The 15,701-nt window shown below is 69.4% G+C and carries 18 protein-coding genes, 1 tRNA gene and 1 riboswitch; of the genes, 13 read left to right on the top strand and 6 right to left on the bottom strand.

Annotated elements, in window-relative coordinates; genetic code table 11:
* Nucleotides 1–55: 55 nt before the first annotated feature.
* Both ACCD06_RS18815 and ACCD06_RS18820 read left to right on the top strand, forming a co-directional pair.
* Nucleotides 56–916, top strand: coding sequence for a hypothetical protein (locus ACCD06_RS18815; protein ID WP_413342440.1), 861 nt, complete (start codon nt 56–58; stop codon nt 914–916).
* Nucleotides 903–1,415: a hypothetical protein gene (locus tag ACCD06_RS18820; RefSeq protein ID WP_413342442.1), complete on the top strand. Its 513-nt coding sequence runs from the start codon at nt 903–905 to the stop codon at nt 1,413–1,415. The genes ACCD06_RS18815 and ACCD06_RS18820 overlap by 14 nt, the downstream gene beginning before the upstream one ends.
* On the opposite strand, the gene lipB is transcribed toward ACCD06_RS18820, so the two are convergent.
* Entirely contained in the window at nt 1,412–2,116 is a 705-nt protein-coding gene (gene lipB, locus ACCD06_RS18825) for a lipoyl(octanoyl) transferase LipB (RefSeq protein ID WP_169055084.1), read from the bottom strand. The two genes, ACCD06_RS18820 and lipB, sit on opposite strands and share 4 nt — an antisense overlap.
* Nucleotides 2,117–2,339: 223 nt before the next feature.
* Here lipB and ACCD06_RS18830 point away from each other — a divergent pair.
* A tRNA-Leu gene (locus ACCD06_RS18830) sits at nt 2,340–2,424 on the top strand.
* 92 nt (nt 2,425–2,516) lie between these two features.
* Here ACCD06_RS18830 and ACCD06_RS18835 read toward each other — a convergent pair.
* Nucleotides 2,517–3,230, bottom strand: a complete 714-nt coding sequence (locus ACCD06_RS18835) for a phosphatase PAP2 family protein (RefSeq protein ID WP_413342444.1) — start codon at nt 3,228–3,230, stop codon at nt 2,517–2,519.
* 156 nt (nt 3,231–3,386) lie between these two features.
* Entirely contained in the window at nt 3,387–3,689 is a 303-nt protein-coding gene (locus ACCD06_RS18840) for an STAS domain-containing protein (protein WP_085087879.1), read from the bottom strand.
* 381 nt (nt 3,690–4,070) lie between these two features.
* Between ACCD06_RS18840 and mgtE the strand changes: the two genes are divergently transcribed.
* From mgtE to ACCD06_RS18870, 6 genes are all read left to right on the top strand, one after another.
* Nucleotides 4,071–5,513 carry a magnesium transporter gene (gene mgtE / locus ACCD06_RS18845; protein WP_413342446.1) on the top strand — a complete coding sequence of 481 codons (1,443 nt, stop codon included), beginning with the start codon at nt 4,071–4,073 and terminating at the stop codon, nt 5,511–5,513.
* Between the two features lie 86 nt (nt 5,514–5,599).
* Nucleotides 5,600–5,699, top strand: a riboswitch (TPP riboswitch).
* Nucleotides 5,691–6,887, top strand: coding sequence for a glycine oxidase ThiO (thiO, locus tag ACCD06_RS18850; protein ID WP_413342448.1), 1,197 nt, complete (start codon nt 5,691–5,693; stop codon nt 6,885–6,887). It overlaps the preceding riboswitch by 9 nt.
* Nucleotides 6,884–7,090, top strand: coding sequence for a sulfur carrier protein ThiS (gene thiS / locus ACCD06_RS18855; protein ID WP_136705103.1), 207 nt, complete (start codon nt 6,884–6,886; stop codon nt 7,088–7,090). Before thiO ends, thiS begins: the two co-directional genes overlap by 4 nt.
* A 208-nt stretch (nt 7,091–7,298) precedes the next feature.
* The gene (locus ACCD06_RS18860) at nt 7,299–8,099 is read left to right on the top strand and encodes a thiazole synthase (protein WP_413342450.1); all 801 of its coding nucleotides are present in this window, start codon (nt 7,299–7,301) and stop codon (nt 8,097–8,099) included.
* 93 nt (nt 8,100–8,192) lie between these two features.
* Nucleotides 8,193–8,636, top strand: coding sequence for a PaaI family thioesterase (locus ACCD06_RS18865; protein ID WP_109156950.1), 444 nt, complete (start codon nt 8,193–8,195; stop codon nt 8,634–8,636).
* A 29-nt stretch (nt 8,637–8,665) separates the two neighbouring features.
* A complete protein-coding gene (locus ACCD06_RS18870; RefSeq protein ID WP_413342452.1) occupies nt 8,666–9,124 on the top strand; it encodes a hypothetical protein in 459 nt (152 codons plus the stop codon).
* 195 nt (nt 9,125–9,319) lie between these two features.
* On the opposite strand, the gene ACCD06_RS18875 is transcribed toward ACCD06_RS18870, so the two are convergent.
* From ACCD06_RS18875 to ACCD06_RS18885, 3 genes are all read right to left on the bottom strand, one after another.
* Nucleotides 9,320–11,464 (bottom strand): hypothetical protein, encoded by a 2,145-nt coding sequence (locus ACCD06_RS18875; RefSeq protein WP_413342454.1) that lies wholly within the window; start codon nt 11,462–11,464, stop codon nt 9,320–9,322.
* Between the two features lie 102 nt (nt 11,465–11,566).
* The gene (locus tag ACCD06_RS18880) at nt 11,567–11,812 is read right to left on the bottom strand and encodes a hypothetical protein (RefSeq protein ID WP_413342456.1); all 246 of its coding nucleotides are present in this window, start codon (nt 11,810–11,812) and stop codon (nt 11,567–11,569) included.
* A gap of 23 nt (nt 11,813–11,835) precedes the next feature.
* Complete coding sequence (locus ACCD06_RS18885) at nt 11,836–12,021, bottom strand: hypothetical protein (protein ID WP_109151646.1); 186 nt, start codon at nt 12,019–12,021, stop codon at nt 11,836–11,838.
* A gap of 250 nt (nt 12,022–12,271) precedes the next feature.
* Between ACCD06_RS18885 and ACCD06_RS18890 the strand changes: the two genes are divergently transcribed.
* From ACCD06_RS18890 to ACCD06_RS18905, 4 genes are all read left to right on the top strand, one after another.
* The gene (locus ACCD06_RS18890) at nt 12,272–12,985 is read left to right on the top strand and encodes a response regulator (protein ID WP_109156924.1); all 714 of its coding nucleotides are present in this window, start codon (nt 12,272–12,274) and stop codon (nt 12,983–12,985) included.
* A 119-nt stretch (nt 12,986–13,104) separates the two neighbouring features.
* Entirely contained in the window at nt 13,105–13,719 is a 615-nt protein-coding gene (locus ACCD06_RS18895) for a 2-hydroxychromene-2-carboxylate isomerase (RefSeq protein ID WP_136705107.1), read from the top strand.
* Between the two features lie 135 nt (nt 13,720–13,854).
* Entirely contained in the window at nt 13,855–14,895 is a 1,041-nt protein-coding gene (locus tag ACCD06_RS18900; RefSeq protein ID WP_109156922.1) for a potassium channel family protein, read from the top strand.
* A gap of 116 nt (nt 14,896–15,011) precedes the next feature.
* On the top strand, nt 15,012–15,440 hold the full coding sequence (locus tag ACCD06_RS18905) for a DUF1489 family protein (protein ID WP_109151643.1): 429 nt from the start codon (nt 15,012–15,014) through the stop codon (nt 15,438–15,440).
* Nucleotides 15,441–15,701 lie beyond the last annotated feature (261 nt).

The following is a 15,701-nucleotide window of genomic DNA, read 5'->3' on the forward strand; positions in this document are numbered from 1 at the left end:
GTTTGGTTTGGGGAACGGTAGCCGGATGACCGCCAGGAAACCGGATGTGGCCGGCATGACGGCCATGCTCACCGGCGTCTTCGCCAAGGCGGCGGAGGCGAAGGGCAGGGCCGTCCGCGCGCCTGTGGCCGCGCCGGCGCCGAAGGCCCCCGCCGCGCCGGGACGCGGCGACCCGGCCGTTCGCCTCAGCCTGGGGCCGGAGGCGGTGCAGGATGCGCCGGCGCGGTCGTCCGAAGCTCCATCAGCCGACCTTGCCGACCGGCTGGGGCCGGCGATCCAGGCGCTGGCGCGCGATCTGGGGCGGCTGCTGGCCGCCTTCGGCATGGACGGGAGCGATGCCGCCGCTGCCGAAGCCGCGTTCGTCGCCCGCTTCGGTCAGGCGGAGCGCCGGGCCGCCGTCTTGACGCTGGACGGACCGGCCGGCGAATTGCGGCCTCTGGGCGAAGATGCCCGGCAGGATGTGGCGGTGGACCTGCGGGGGATCGGCCTCGCCTTGGCCCATGGGCATGTGGATGTCAGGCTGGCCGACGCGGCCCTGGTGCTGGCGCGGGTGCCGGCCGAGGAGAAGGGCGAGGGGCTGGCCGCCATGCTCGGCGTCCTCCGCTCCGCCATCCGTCCGGGCCGGGGGCTGACGGTCGAGACCGACCGGGTCGCCATCGACGATCTCGGCCGCGTCATGGCGGCGCTGAGCGGGGCGATGGCCGCGCCGCCGCAGGGGCTGGAAGGCACGGTGACGCTGTCGCCGCAGGGTGCGCCGGGTGAAGGCGGTGGCCTGGACTTGTCGCTGTCGCTCTCCGGACGGCTGGGGGAGGGGACGACCGCCGCGCCTTCCAACAACAAATTGGCCAACCACATGCCGGCAAAGGAAAAGCCGGTCGGCGAGGTCAAGGAGCGTGGGTTCGATGTCCGGATTTGATGCGCCGATCAAGGCAGCCCTCTGGCTGTGCGGGCTGACGCTGCTGGGGGTTGCCCCGGCGCTGGCCGGTGCGCTGGAGCGGACGGAGCCCGGCCATCAGGCGCCGCCGCAGCCGGGGTCCAGCCTGCCCATCGCACCGCCGATCGTGCAATACGCGCTGCCGTCGCAGTGGATGACGATCCGCTCCAAGGAGGACTGGCGCAAGGCCGGCAAGTTCGAGAAGGAACTGAGCAGGGACTGTGCGGCCCTGCGCTTCAACGAGATCGAGCCGATGCGCTTCCGCGCCTATTACAAGGGCGAGGTGCTGGGCGTCGCCTTCGGCCATGGGCTGAACCTGCACGATCCCGGCAAGAAGGCCGACCGCAAGAAGATCTACCTGTTCCGCAACGGCGATTCCACCGGCTGCACCGTGCAGTCGATGGACAACCAGGACCCCCGCGTGAACCCCGCCGGCAATCAGGCCGCCACCCCGGCCGCCGGCGGGTTCAAGAAGTACTAGGCGTCCCCGTCGCCGTCCTCCTCGCCCCGCATCGGGCCGCCGAACACCTCCGGCCACGCCGCGATCAGGGCGGAATCGACATCCTCCATCGTCACCAGCTGCCCGAGGGCCACGATGGAGGTGACGCCATGCTCGGCGATGCCGCAGGGGACGATGCCGCCGAAATGGGACAGGTCCGGCTCCACGTTCAGGGCGATGCCGTGGAAGCTGACCCAGCGCCGCACCCGCACGCCGATGGCGGCGATCTTGTCCTCCTGGCCCTTCAGCCCGCCATAGGGCTGCTTGTCGACCCAGATGCCGACGCGGCCCTCGCGCCGCTCGCCCCTGATGTTGAAGGCGGCGAGCGTGCGGATGATCCATTCCTCCAGATCGCGGACGAAGCCGCGGATGTCGGCGCCGCGCTTCTTCAGGTCCAGCATGACGTAGGCCACGCGCTGTCCCGGCCCATGATAGGTGTACTGGCCGCCGCGCCCGCTGCGGTAGACCGGGAAGCGGTCGGCCTCAAGCAGATCCTCGTCGCGCGCGCTGGTGCCGGCGGTGTAGAGCGGCGGATGCTCCAGCAGCCAGACCAGCTCCGGCGCGGTGCCGGCGCGGATCGCCTCGACGCGCGCCTCCATCTCGGCGATGGCGTCGGGGTAGGGCACCGGCTGGTCGGAGATGCGCCACTCGATCTGCTGCGGGGCCGGCTGCGGGGCGGGCATGTCGGGCTGACTGGCGGACAGGCTGGTCGGGGAGGTCATTCGATCCGGTCTCTGATGGCGTCGGCGGGCGGTGTGGGCGGTGAGGGCGGAGCGGCCGGAGGGCCGTCCCGAATTTTTCTTCGCAGACGATGATTGTAACGCTTGATCGGCCATCGGGAAGCTGATATCTACCCGCTCCACCCGATGAGGCGCGCGAGCGAGCGTCGGGGACTACCAGCCTGATGCGGTCGTGGCGGAATTGGTAGACGCGCAGCGTTGAGGTCGCTGTGGGGCAACCCGTGGAAGTTCGAGTCTTCTCGACCGCACCACTCTCCCATGCAGATGGGACCATCCCGGGGATACGGGAACACCGAAAAGCCCGCAGGTCGCAAGACCGAGCGGGCTTTTTCGTATCCGGGCCTCACCCCGCCAGCACGTGCAGCAGCTTGGACGCGCCCCCGGCGGCGCGGCGGATATCCTCGAACAGCACCATCATCTCGTAGATCACCAGGAAGGCGGCGCCGTAGAACCAGGGGCGCCAGCGTTCCTCCACCCAGGCGACCAGCCGGTGGACGCCGCCCATCGGCAGCAGCCGGGCGACGGCAAAGGCGCTGAGCATGCCGATCAGGGCGCCGCCGGTGACGTCGCCCGGATAATGCAGGCCCAGATAGACCCGCGGCAGCGCGATCACCAGCGCCGCCCACAGGCAGGCCAGCAACCCCCACAGGCGCGAAGCGCGGAGGAAGGTGGCGGCCAGCGCGAAGCCCAGCGCGGCGTTGTCGCTGGGGAAGGAACTCCAGTTCTTCAGGGCGTCGCGGCTCTGGCCGATCGGCGGGACGAAGGAGAGGCCGGCATCGTGCAGCGGGCGCGGCCGGGCCGGCATCACCACCTGGATCAGGATGGACGCCGCCACCGCCAGCACCACCGCGGTGATGGCGTCCACCACCAGCCGGCGCCCGGCCTCCGTCTCCTCCCGGCGGAACCACAGCCACCACAGGGCGGCGCTGAACAGCCCCAGCTTGATCAGATAGATGTTGGCGATCCCGCGCACCGCCATGTCCAACGCCGCGCTGTGCTCTGCGAACTGGTTCAGCCACAGCAGCAGCGACTGGTCGAGACGATGCAGGTACTCCACAGGCGCTCCAAAGGTGGGGGGTACGGGAGCGGCCAGTGTTGCGTTTTTATGACAGGGTGGGTCAACGGCGCATCGGAAGGCGCCGTCCGGGACCGGGACGAGCGGTTCGGGGTGCCACCCTCCCCGATTTCGGGCCGTGCGGGGGGCGTGGCCGGGTCAGCGGAACTCGATGTAGCGGTCCAGCGTGGCGCGGCGCAGCGCGCGGACGATGTGCGGAGCGGCGCCGCTGGCGACGATGTGGCCGCCGGCCTCGCGGCAGCGGTTCGCCAGGATGAACATCATCCCGATGGCGGCGGAATCGATGAAGGTGACGAAGCGCAGATCGATCGGGACCACCGGGCTGGCCGCGAAGTCCCAGTCGCGCAACATGTCGTGAAAGCGGGTGCCGTCCTCGTACGTGCAGCGGCCGGATAGCAGGATGCCGTCGCGACCGCCGACGGTGGTGAAGGCATACTCCATCGGTGCTTTCGGTCCCCCTCCCCATCCCGCGCCGCCACGGACGCGGCGCGAGACGCATGGGAACATGAAGGGTCGCGGCGGTGCAAGGATATGGTGGCAAATGCGGCCAATGCCGCCGTGCCTGCCGGTTTCCGCCGAACCGGGCTGGACAAACCGGGGTGGCGCCTCTATGTCGGGGGCGCTTCCGCCGTCACCGGTCCCGTCCCTTGACGGATGGCTCCCGGCACCGGCCGGAAGGCTTCCACAACCCGCAAACCCCGAACGCCGGCCCCAAGCGCCATCGGCCCCGTCCGATGTCGCGGAGCCGTCCCGTCGTTACCATGCCGCCGGCCACCCGGCTCAGGCATGCGGGGGATGCATCGTCGAAGGGAGGGTGCCGGCATGCACACCGATCCCCACACGCCGGGTCTGCGGCCGGACGGCGCTGCCCACGCCCAAGCCCAAGCCCGCCCGCATGCGGGTCACGAGGCGGACGACGAACGCCCCTACGGCGTCGAGCCGGAGTTCGTGGAAGAGATCGTCGGCCTGCTGCGCGCCCGTGAACGCGAGGCCGTGCTGGCGCGGCTGGACGGGCTGCATGCCGCCGACATCGCCGACCTGATCGAACAGGCGGAGCCGGCCGAACGCGCCGACCTGATCGACCTGCTTCCCGCCGCGCTGGACGGCGAGGTGCTGTCCTACCTGAACCCCGATCTCCGCGAAGCGCTGATCGAACGGTTCGAGCCGCAGGAGCTGGCCGCCGCCGTCGCCGACCTCGACACCGACGACGCGGTGGAACTGATCGAGGATCTGGACGCCGAGACGCGCGCGCAGATCCTGGCGAACCTGCCCGACGCCGAACGCGCCCTGGTGCAGGAGAACCTGACCTACGACGAGGACAGCGCCGGCCGCATGATGCAGCGAGAGCTGGTCGCGGTGCCGGAATTCTGGACGGTCGGCAAGACCATCGACTTCGTGCGTGCGGCGACCGACACGCTGCCGGAGGATTTCTACGACATCTTCATCGTCGACCCGATGCACCGGGTGGTGGGGGCGGTGCCGCTGTCGCGCCTGCTGCGCCAGCGCCGTGCCGTGCGCATCGCCGATCTGGTGACCGGCGAGGTCGACTCCATCCCCGCCACCATGGAACGGGCGGAGGTGGCGAACCTGTTCCGCCAATATGCGCTGGTCTCCGCGCCGGTGGTCGATGCCGCCGGCCGGCTGATCGGCGTCATCACCGTCGATGACGTCGTCCGCATCATCGACGAGGAGGCGGAGGACGATCTGCGCAAGCTGAGCGGGTCGGGCGACACCGGCGTGTTCAGCGGCATCGCCGACATCGCCCGCAGCCGTGTCGGCTGGCTGACCATCAACCTCGCCACCGCCTTCCTGGCATCCGGCGTCATCTCGCTGTTCGAGGGCACCATCGAGCAGATCGTGGCGCTGGCGGTGCTGATGCCGATCGTCGCCTCGATGGGCGGCAATGCCGGCACCCAGACGCTGACCGTCGTTGTCCGCGCGCTGGCGACGCACGACCTGTCGTCGGCCAACGCGCTGCGCGTGGTGGGCAAGGAACTGCTGGTCGGGTTGATCAACGGCGGCATCTTCGCGGTGATGGTCGGTGCGATCGCGCTGGTCTGGTACGGCCCGCTGATCGGCATCGTCATCGGGCTCGCCATGATCATCAATCTGGTCGTGGCGGGGCTGAGCGGCGCGCTGATCCCGCTGGGGCTGGAAAAGCTCGGCGTCGATCCGGCGGTATCGAGTGCCGTGTTCCTGACGACGGTGACGGACGTCGTCGGCTTCCTGGCCTTCCTGGGGCTGGCGTCGGTGTTTTTGTTGTAGGGGGCTCTTGATATGGGCGCGGCGGCCTCGCCGGCGGGAAGAACCGATTCCGCTTGTGGGGCCAGCGAAACATTGGCATAAGGCAAGCCATAGGCCTGGGGTGCCGTGCGGTGGTCGCGCGGCTGAGAACACACCCATCGAACCTGTCTGGGTAATTCCAGCGAAGGGAGCCGCCGCATGATCCATGCGCCAGAACCGCATCCATATTCCGTTTCCGACTCCGGAAACCGGCCATCCGCTACCGGTCCGTCCGTCGCCATCATCGGTGCCGGCTGCATCGGCCTTGCCATCGCCTGGAGGCTGGCCTCGGCCGGCTGCCGCGTCGACCTGTTCGAGCGGGGAGAGGCCGGGCGTGGTGCCACCCATGCCGCCGGCGGCATGCTGGCCGCCTGTGTCGAGACCGAACCGGGCGAGGAGGGGCTGCTGCCGCTGACCCGCGCCTCGCAGGCGCTGTGGCCGGACTTCGCCCGCGATCTTGAAGCCGCGAGCGGCATGGCGGTCGATCTGCGCAGCGAAGGCACCATGGTCATCGCGCTCAACGCTGACGATGCCGCCAAGGTCCGCTTCCTGCATGGCTTTCAGCGCGACCTGGGCTTGCCGGTGGAATGGCTGAGCGGGGCCGAGGTGCGGCGGCGCGAGCCTTTCCTGCAGCCCGGCGTCGCCGGTGCGCTGTTCTGTGCCGGCGACCATCAGGTCGACAACCGCAAGGTCGCGGCCGCCCTGCGCCGCGCCGCTCTGGCCGCCGGTGCCCGCCTGCACGAACAGTGCGGCGAGGTGGCGCTGGCGGTGGAGGGCGGTCGCGCCGTGGGTGTGCGGGTTGCCGAAACTCTGCACCGGGCCGACCGGGTGGTTCTGGCTGCCGGGGCATGGTCGGCCGGAGTGCCGGGACTGCCGCCCGCCGCCAAGCCGCCGGTGCGGCCGGTGAAGGGGCAGATGGTCTGCCTGCGGATGGACCAGCGGCTGCCGCTGCTGCGCCATGTGGTGTGGACGCCCGGCACCTACCTGATCCCGCGGCTGGACGGCCGGCTGCTGATCGGCGCGACGACGGAGGAGCGCGGCTTCGATGACCGTCTGACCGCCGGCGGGCAGTTCGCCCTGCTGGAGGGGGCATGGCGGGCGCTGCCCGGCATCGCCGAACTGCCGATCGAGGAGGCCTGGGTTGGGTTCCGCCCCGGCAGCCGCGACGATGCGCCGATCCTGGGCGACAGCGGCATTCCCGGCCTGATCCACGCCACCGGTCACCACCGCAACGGCATCCTGCTGACTCCGGTGACCGCCGACGGCATCGCCCGGCTGGTGCTGACCGGCGAGACCGACCCGCTGCTGCGCCCCTTCGCCGCCGACCGCTTCGTTGCGGCGGGAGCGGCGGCATGAGCGCCATCCGCATCAATGGCCGCGAAGAGCCGCTTTCCGCCGCGTCGCTGGCCGAGCTTCTGGCTGGTCGCGGCATCGCCGAGGGTGCGCAGGGGGTCGCCGTCGCGCTGAACGGCGCCGTCGTCCCCCGCCGCCGCTGGCCCGAAACCCCGCTCCAGCCCGGCGACAGCCTGGAAATCGTCCGCCCGATCCAAGGCGGCTGACCTTCCTACACCTCCCTCTCCCGCGACCAGCCCGGGAAGAATCCCCTCTCCCCCCCGGGGAGAGGGTTAGGGTGAGGGGGTGGCACCGCAGGATTTTCACGAAGGTCCCGCTGCGCATCCCCCTCACCCCGACCCTCTCCCCGGGGGGGGGGAGAGGGAGAATTCCCCGGTCGGGTCGCGGGAGAGGGTCTTTCAAAAGGCACTCCCCATGTCCCAATCCGACATCCTCACCATTGCCGGGCGCAGCCTCGGGTCGCGCCTCTTCCTCGGCACCGCCGGCTACCCCAACCAGCAGGTGATGCTCGACGCGCTGGCGGCCAGCGGCAGCGAGCTGGTCACGCTGGCGATCCGGCGCATCAGCCTGGACGGCTATTCGGAAAGCCTCGTCGACGTGCTGGCCCGTGCCACTGCCGGGCGGCCGACCGGCCCGGTCGGGCTGCTGCCCAATACCGCCGGCTGCATGACCGCCAAGGAAGCCGTTCTGACCGCCCAGCTGTCGCGCGAGGCGCTCGATACGCCCTGGATCAAGCTGGAGGTCATCGGCGACCGCGAACTGCTCTATCCTGATGTGGAGGAACTGCTGCGCGCGACGGAGGAACTGGTCAATGACGGCTTCGTCGTGCTGCCTTATTGCAACGACGACCCCGTGACCTGCCGCAAGCTGGCCGATCTCGGCGCGGCGGCGGTGATGCCGCTGGGCGCCTTCATCGGCTCGGGCATGGGCATCCGCAACCCGCACGCCATCGAGACGATCTGCGCCCGCAGCCCCGTGCCGGTGGTGCTGGACGCCGGCATCGGCACCGCATCCGACGCCGCTCTGGCGATGGAGCTGGGCTGCGCCGCCGTGCTGCTGAACACGGCGGTGTCGAAGGCGCGCGATCCGGTGCGAATGGCGGCGGCGATGCGCGACGCGGTCAGCGCCGGCCGCGCCGCTTATCTGGCCGGCCGCATGCCGATGCGCGCCCATGCCGAACCGTCCAGCCCGCAGATGGGCCTGATCGGCAGCTGAGATCGGCAGCTGACCTATGGGGATACGGGCTTGATCCGGCGGGGCGGCTGTCGCAGGCTGTCCCGCGACGTCCCCTTGCCGGAGTGCTTCGCCTTGGCCGACACCTTCGTTCCCCGCGACCCCGACTGGAAGGCGCGCTGTCTCGCCTCCTTCGAACAGCAGCCGATCTGCCGGACTCTCGGCATCGAGTTGACGGCGGTCGAGCCGGGATTCTGCGAGATGCGGCTGCCGTTCCGCCCCGAGCTGACGCAGCAGCACGGCTTCTTCCATGCCGGCATGGTCAGCACGCTGGCCGACAATGCCGGCGGCTATGCCGCCTACAGCCTGATGCCGGCGGGCGCCGAAGTTCTGGCGGTGGAGTTCAAGATCAACCTGATGGCGCCGGCCAAGGGCGACGTCATGATCGCCCGCGCCCGTGTGGTGAAGCCGGGGCGCACTCTGACGATCACCCAGGTCGAGGTGTCGATGCTGGACGGCGGCGCGGAGAAGGATTGCGCCCTGATGCAGCAGACCGCCATCTGTATGTTGCCGAAGTGACGGTTCAACCGGTTTGAAAGGGTTCTCCGATGCTCTCTGCACGCCTGCTATCTGCCGCCCTTCTGCTGGCCGGCGGTTTCGCCGTACTGGCCGCCGCCCCGGCGGAGGCCAAGGATCCGCCGTCCTGCGCCGCCATCTCCTTCCGCGCTCTGCCCGGCGGCGCGCCGGACGGCGAACAGGATGCCGGCCTATACAAGTCGCGCTTCGGCAAGATCGAGGTGAAGGCCGACGTCAAGGGCGGGCAGGCGACCAACTATTATATGGTGCTGAACGGCAAGAAGGTGGACGGCCCGGCCACCCCGCCGAAGATGTCGGACGCCTGCCTGAAGTCCAAGCACGTCAAGCTGCCCTTCGCCAAGCAGCCGCAGGGCACCTGCACCGGCAGCCGCTTCCGCGTCGTCGTCGACCGCTCCAGCGGCAAGCCGGTCGCCGCCTTCTTTGGCCTGCAGGGCGAGGATTGGGCCTATTGCAGCGCGACGACGCTGTAGGAGTTAGACCCCCACCTAACCTCCCCCGCTCTCAGCGGACCCACGGTCCGCCTGCCGAGTCAGCACAAAGCGAAGCTTTGTGCGAGAGCTGGGCGGGGGAGGGACTGCCGCCACTCTCCCGCATCAGCACTTGTTCCCTCCCCCGCCCAGCGGGGGAGGGTTAGGGTGGGGGCATCGTCAGCCGACACTCCCCCCTCAGATCGCCAAAGCCTTCACCCGCTCGCGCAGCGTCTGCCGCGCCGCTTCCGCCTCGTTGCGGGCGGTGCCCAAGTCCCGCGCCAGCGCGTCCAGGCGGTTCTCCGCCTCCGCCATCTTGGCAAGCGTCCGCTTGTGCAGGTCGCTGCCCGCCGGCAGGGCCTTCAGGTTCTCGCGCAGGCGGTCCTGGTCGGCGATGCGCTCCGTCCGCTCGCGCTCCAACTCGGCGATGCGACGCTCCTTCTCGGCGACGGCAGCGCGCAGACCGGCCAGCGTGGTCAGCGCCTGACGAACCTCCGCCGGCAATTCGGGGGCGGAGGCGCGGGCGGCGATCTGGTCGGCGGTCAGGTCGGTCAGGACGATCCGCTCCTGCCGCGGCCGTTCCAGCGTGGCGGTCAGCGTCACCGTCTTGCCGGCCGGGACCGCCAGCGGCAGACGATAGGCGGTGGCGGTCGCTTCCGGCTTGCCGTTCGCCGGTTCGGCCAGGTCCCAGCCGGGACGGCGCGGATGCTCGATCACGACATCGCGGTCGGCGTCCGGGGCACCGGCCACCGTATAGGTCGTGCTCTGCCGGTCGATCACCGACAGGGTCAGCACACCGTCGGTGATGGTGGCGCGGGACAGCCGGCGGCTCGGCTTCTCCTCGCGGTCGATGGTCACTGCCTGATCGACGGCGAAGGACAGCAGCCGGCTCTCGCCCGCCGGCAGGGTCGCCATCCGGGCATCGCCGACATAAGCGCTGTTCGCCGAGCCTCTGTCATAGAAGGTCAGCAGCCCCGGCGGCAGGGCGGTGTCGCCGTCGTTGCGCAGCCGCAGGGAGGCCAGCGGGTGACGGGCGTCGGTGGCCGGCTGATAGAGCGCCACCCGCTCCACCGGCAGGGTGCTCGCGGCGATCGGCATCATCAGCGTCCCGCCATTCGGCACGCTGACCGGCTGCGGGTAATGGAACAGCACCTGGGCGCCCTCCGCCGCACCGGCCTCGGCACCCTGCACCGCGGCCATCGCCGGCGTTCCCGCGGCGCTGCCGTAGGGGGCGGCCTTCGCCAGCGCTTCACCCATCGGCGCCGGAGCCGGCGCGCCGGGCATCGGCGGGGGGGCGGCCATGGCGGTGACGGGCGGCGCCCCGGCACGCGAGGCCTCGGATTGCGCGCGCATCGCCGAACGGGCGTCGTTCAGCGTCACCGCTCCCTCGTCGGCGCTGGGCAGCACACGGCCGAGCACCTCCACCGGCACCTCCGGCCGCTCGACGAAATAGGGGGTGTAGAGCGCCTGGCGCAGGGTCACCGGGTTGCCCGACACCACCGTCAGGTCGACGCCGCGCCAATCCTCGCCGCTCAGATTCTCCAGCACAGCCCAGCCCTGCAGTGCGCCGTTGCCCTTATCGGGCTGCCCGTTTTGCTCCTGTCCGTTTTGGCCTCGCCCGGTGCCGAGGCTGAGCCGATAGGTCGCCTTCCACAGCGGCATCTCCGCGACATAGCCGACCCGGACCCGCCGCTCGCCGGCCGCCTGCCCATCCTGCGGCGCCCGGCTGTGGACGGTCAGCCGCCGCCGCTCGCGCCGGGCGTTCTCCGCCACCGCTGACAGCGCGCGGTCGATCTGCGCCTGCACCGCCGGATCGGTGAAGCGCAGCGCGTCGGCCTCCTCCAGCACCAGCTGGCGCAGGCCCTCGGCCGTCATCAGCGTCACGCGGTGGCGCGTGGTGGTGGCGCCGTCGTTCCCCGGCAGCCGCGCCGTCTCCTCCGTCACCGACATCAGCCGGCCGGTCAACTGGCGGGAGCCGCCGGTCGTCACCTCCGCCCCCCGCATCGCGTTCAGCAATGCGGCGGGAGAGGTGAGGTCGTCGGCCGAAAAGGGCAGCTCGCGGAAGGCGGTGTCCAGCGGTTCGGCTCCCGGCAGGGCGATGGTGCCGACGCCGCCCTTGTCGTCATAGACGACGATGCTCTTCAGCACGTCGTCGACCTGATCGCGCCGCACTTCCAGCGACAGGTCGGCGTCGCCGCTCACCGTCGCCTCATATTCGAAATAGCCGACGCCGCCGGTGGACAGCAGGACCCGCGTCAGCGCCAGCTGCCCGCCTGTCGCGGCAAGCGCCGCCGGGGCCGCCATCAGCAGGGCAGTGGAGGCGAGAAGGATGACGCGGGTCATGATGGGTCTCTCCGTGTTGTGACTCCCGACTGCCGACATAGGCGCGAAATCGGGCGGGATTAGGGAGAGCGCAACAGGAGGCTGTCCGAAAGTCCGGACAGGTCAGGGGGCCGCCGCCAGCCAGCGTTCCATCATCGTACGCCACAGCGGGGCGCCATTATGGGCCGCGACCTGTGCGGCACCCGGCACGCACCCGGAATGACGGGCGCACCGCTCCGTCGCCGGACGGCGATGGCCGTCGGCGGGCAGCCGCCTCGCCGCCCTGCAATGGGTTTGGCCATGGGACTGGCCATGGGGCGCGGCGCGGTGGGACGGCATCGGTGTCGCCTGGGCGTTGCAGCCGGACATGATGATGGTCTTGCCGACGGTCCTCAGCCCAGCCGCCCGACCGAGCGCGCCGAGTCGAGGTGGCGCCTCGCCTCCCCCAGCAGCAGCCGGTGCTGCGCCAGCGTTTCGCGGATCGAGCCATGCTGGCCATAGACCCGCACCTCGTTCAGAAGACGGTCGGCGCGGTCGAGCAGGGCCAGGCGCTCCAGGCAATGATCGATGTTCGACATGGCGGTGCTTCCCCATCACGGCATTGGTCCGGCGCCCACAGGCGGGCAGCCGTCCCCTGTTCGATGGTCTGGATTTAAACCGCAGCTTGTTTCTGGTTAATGTCCGCGCAACGGTATTTTTATGTCGCCGGTGCAGGACGCGGTTTCAACCAACTCATGTGGTCGGCGAATCGGCCGCGGCTGTTACGGGGTTGTAACGCATTGCGTGCCGCTCGCGCGTGAGATAAGAAGATTTGGGGAGGTAACAGGCATGCACATTCTCGCTGTCGACGACGACGAGCCGATTCGGGAGCTTTTGGCCTCATATCTGGCGGGAGAGGGCTACCGGGTCACGACGGCGCAGGACACCGCATCGGCCCGGCAGGCTCTGGATGGCGACCCTGTCGACCTCGTGGTTTGCGATTTGCGCCTGCCCGACGGCGACGGGCTGGGCCTCGTCCGCCAGATTCGCACCGAATCGCAGATTCCCGTCATCATCCTCTCCTCCAAGGACCAGGACGTCGACCGCATCGTCGGGCTGGAACTGGGGGCCGACGATTACCTGACCAAGCCGTTCAACCCGCGCGAACTGCTGGCCCGCATCAAGGCGGTCCTGCGCCGCGTCTCCAGCGACGCCCGCCCGGCCCGCAGCGCGGACGAGCTGCGCGCCGTCGTGCAGTTCGCCAATTGGGAACTCGACCTCACCGCCCAGCGCCTGCGAGGGCAGGAGGGGCGCGAGGTGGAGTTGACCAAGGCGGAGTTCGGCCTGCTGGCGGCCTTCGTCAAGCGGCCGCAGCGGGTGCTGACCCGCGACCAGCTGCTTGACCTCACCCGCGTCGACGGGGCGGAGGTGTTCGACCGGTCCATCGACGTGCTGATCCTGCGCCTGCGCCGCAAGATCGAGGCGAACCCGAAGGAGCCCCGCATCATCAAGACCGAACGCGGCGCCGGCTACGTCTTCGATGCCAAGGTGCGCACGGTCTGACGGGATGGCCGGGCCGTTCGGGAATTGCGCCTTCCCCGGGCGCCCCCCGGACGCTCCTCTGGACGCTGTCCCGCGCCCGCGTTAGCCTTTCCGGAAAACCTGTCGGAGAGGAAACGCGCGTGCCGGACCCGATCGATTTCTATTTCGACTTCGCCTCGCCCTACGGCTATTTCGCCAGCCTGCGCATCGACGAGCTGGCGGCGAAGCATGGCCGTACCGTCACTTGGCGCCCGGTCCTTCTCGGGGCGATCTTCAAGGTGACGGGCATGAAGCCCAACCTGCAGCAGCCCTTGCGCGGCGAATATCTGACCCATGACGTCGGCCGCATCGCCCGGCTGACCGGCGCTCCCTTCACCTTCCCCGATTCGGCCCCTGTCAACGGCGTCGCCGCCTCGCGCGCCTTCTATTGGCTGACCGACGAGCATCCGGAACAGGCGAAGTTGCTGGCCCACGCGCTCTTCCATGCCCATTTCGGCGAGGGGCGGGACATCGGCCCGGCCGACACGGTGGCGGAGATCGCGGCGAAGACCCTGGGCAGCGTCGGCATCGACCGTGCCGCGGTCGCCGCCGCCATCCAGGATCCGGCGGTCAAGGACCGGCTGCGCACCGAAACCGACGATGCGGTGGAGCGCGGCGTCTTCGGCTCGCCCTTCTTCATCGTCGACGGCGAGCCCTTCTGGGGCTGGGACCGCCTCGACATGGTCGACCGCTGGCTCGCCACCGGCGGCTGGTAGGGCAGGGGCCGGAATCCGCAGGTAGAACGGCGGAAAATACTGACTCCCGGGGCGGGCAAACCGCTATAACTGCGGAATAGGACCTTCGTCCGGGCACCGGGTCTGGTGTCTGTTTCCGTTTCGGTTTGCCGCCCCATGGACCAGATCGTTCCCGACCGTCGCCCCCGGACGACCAGCGCGCCCCCGGCGGTTCCTCCCGGCAGTTCCGGCGGCAACGGCCATGGGGGCGCTCACGGCGGACCTCATGGAGCCAGGGGCGCATCCAAATCCTGGCTGGGCGGGGCGTTGCTGACGGCCCTGCTGCTCGGCCTGATCGCGCTGTCGATCCGGTCGGTGTCCGGCAATCTGACCTTCGTGCTGCTGGGATCGGTCGGCCTCGTGATCGGCGCCTTCCACTATCTGTTTCCGGGCAGCCAGTTCTTCACGCTGGCGCTGACCAACTTCATCGGCGTCTATGCCTGCATCTTCGTCTTCTTTCTGGAAAGCAACTTCCACAACATCAGTCCGCTGATCCAGAGCGTCGCCTTCGTCCTGCCGCTGGTCGCCTTCCTGGGCGGGGCCTGGTGGCGGGCGGAGGACATCCGGCGGATCGTGATGTCGCGGCGATTGCGGGAGGGGGGACATTTCGACCGCGTCTTCCTGTGGATGGCGCCGGTCTGGGGCATCGGCGCCCTGACCTTCCTGGTGCCCGAACAGGACATGGACACCCAGACGATCGGCGCGATCTTCCTGCTGGCCATGTCGGCCATCTCCGCCATCGTCGCCCTGGTGTCGCGCGACATCGCCATCTTCCTGCTCGACGCCGGCCTGCTGTTCGAAGGATTCTTCCAGCAATCGGCACGTCTGGTCCTGCCGGCCTTCGCTTTCCTGACCTTCTATTCGCTCTGCATCATCCTGTTCGGCGCCATCTACACCATCATGGACCGCTTCATGGCGGAGCCGAACTTCGTCATCGAAGGCGTCAGGCGCGACCTGACCTTCTCCGAGGGGATCTATTTCTCCATCGTGACCTTCGCCACCGTCGGCTATGGCGACATTCACCCGGTCTCCGGGCCGGTCCGTCTGGTCTGCGGCATCGAGATCGTCATGGGTGTGCTGCTGCTGCTGTTCGGCTTCAGCGCCATCATCGGCCATGCCCGGCCGACCAACCGGTCGGACCGCAACGATCCGCTTTGAGCACAGATCCGCCCGGCGGTCTCGGCAGACGGACAATCCTGCATAGCGCACTATGTCAGGGGGCGCGCTATGTTGGGCGCGGTTCCGTTCTTCACGTCAGAGATTTCAGCGTCCCCATGCCACTCCATCTCATCAAGCTCGCTGTCGGTGTCCGCGACCTCGACCATCTGGCGGAGTTGCAGGACCGCCGCGCCGTAATGGCCGACGGCCAGACCCGCATCCCCGTCTACACCCGCCGCCTGCCCAAGCGCGGCGACGAACTGCTGGCCGGCGGCTCGATCTATTGGGTCATCAAGGGCAGCGTCCTGGTGCGTCAGCCGATCCTCGCCATCGACACCGCCACCGACGAGGAGGGGGAGAGCTACTGCACCCTGCAGATCGCCGCCGATCGGGTGCAGACGGTGCCGACCCCGCATCGCCCCTTCCAGGGCTGGCGCTACCTGACGGCCGAGGCCGCCCCCCAGGATCTTTCAGCCGCCGGCGGGGCGGGGGACGAGTTGCCGGCCGATATGGCGGCTGAACTGCGGGCGCTCGGCCTGCTCTGACGGAAACATCGGTCGGTTCAGCGAACATAAAAATGCGGGAGGCGACGAAAAAAGCGCTTGCGTGGTTTGGGGAAGGGCGCCTATAACCCGCTCCACCGACGGCGGGGCGCTGATTGAGGCGCGGCGCTGGCGGCAGAAACGGATAAATAAAACAGCAACTTAGCGGTTTTGATCTTCCGGCTTCGACCGAAATTCTCCGGTCACTCTGGTCCGATCCTCCGAAGAGGGGATGCGGAGGAGCGGCCGGTGCGGCACGTTTCA

The sequence above is a fragment of the Azospirillum sp. CT11-132 genome, from assembly GCF_047302835.1.
Classification (GTDB): Bacteria; Pseudomonadota; Alphaproteobacteria; order Azospirillales; family Azospirillaceae; genus Azospirillum.

What these genes read in the sequence shown, in the direction of transcription:
- ACCD06_RS18860 (WP_413342450.1), top strand. Translation starts at nt 7,299, where the DNA reads ATGTCCCAATCCGACATCCTCACCATTGCCGGGCGCAGCCTCGGGTCG.
- lipB (WP_169055084.1), bottom strand. Translation starts at nt 2,116, where the DNA reads ATGCCCGCCCCGCAGCCGGCCCCGCAGCAGATCGAGTGGCGCATCTCC.
- ACCD06_RS18900 (WP_109156922.1), top strand. Translation starts at nt 13,855, where the DNA reads ATGGACCAGATCGTTCCCGACCGTCGCCCCCGGACGACCAGCGCGCCC.
- thiO (WP_413342448.1), top strand. Translation starts at nt 5,691, where the DNA reads ATGATCCATGCGCCAGAACCGCATCCATATTCCGTTTCCGACTCCGGA.
- ACCD06_RS18875 (WP_413342454.1), bottom strand. Translation starts at nt 11,464, where the DNA reads ATGACCCGCGTCATCCTTCTCGCCTCCACTGCCCTGCTGATGGCGGCC.
- ACCD06_RS18815 (WP_413342440.1), top strand. Translation starts at nt 56, where the DNA reads ATGACGGCCATGCTCACCGGCGTCTTCGCCAAGGCGGCGGAGGCGAAG.
- ACCD06_RS18870 (WP_413342452.1), top strand. Translation starts at nt 8,666, where the DNA reads ATGCTCTCTGCACGCCTGCTATCTGCCGCCCTTCTGCTGGCCGGCGGT.
- mgtE (WP_413342446.1), top strand. Translation starts at nt 4,071, where the DNA reads ATGCACACCGATCCCCACACGCCGGGTCTGCGGCCGGACGGCGCTGCC.
- thiS (WP_136705103.1), top strand. Translation starts at nt 6,884, where the DNA reads ATGAGCGCCATCCGCATCAATGGCCGCGAAGAGCCGCTTTCCGCCGCG.
- ACCD06_RS18820 (WP_413342442.1), top strand. Translation starts at nt 903, where the DNA reads ATGTCCGGATTTGATGCGCCGATCAAGGCAGCCCTCTGGCTGTGCGGG.
- ACCD06_RS18890 (WP_109156924.1), top strand. Translation starts at nt 12,272, where the DNA reads ATGCACATTCTCGCTGTCGACGACGACGAGCCGATTCGGGAGCTTTTG.
- ACCD06_RS18880 (WP_413342456.1), bottom strand. Translation starts at nt 11,812, where the DNA reads ATGTCCGGCTGCAACGCCCAGGCGACACCGATGCCGTCCCACCGCGCC.
- ACCD06_RS18885 (WP_109151646.1), bottom strand. Translation starts at nt 12,021, where the DNA reads ATGTCGAACATCGATCATTGCCTGGAGCGCCTGGCCCTGCTCGACCGC.
- ACCD06_RS18905 (WP_109151643.1), top strand. Translation starts at nt 15,012, where the DNA reads ATGCCACTCCATCTCATCAAGCTCGCTGTCGGTGTCCGCGACCTCGAC.
- ACCD06_RS18840 (WP_085087879.1), bottom strand. Translation starts at nt 3,689, where the DNA reads ATGGAGTATGCCTTCACCACCGTCGGCGGTCGCGACGGCATCCTGCTA.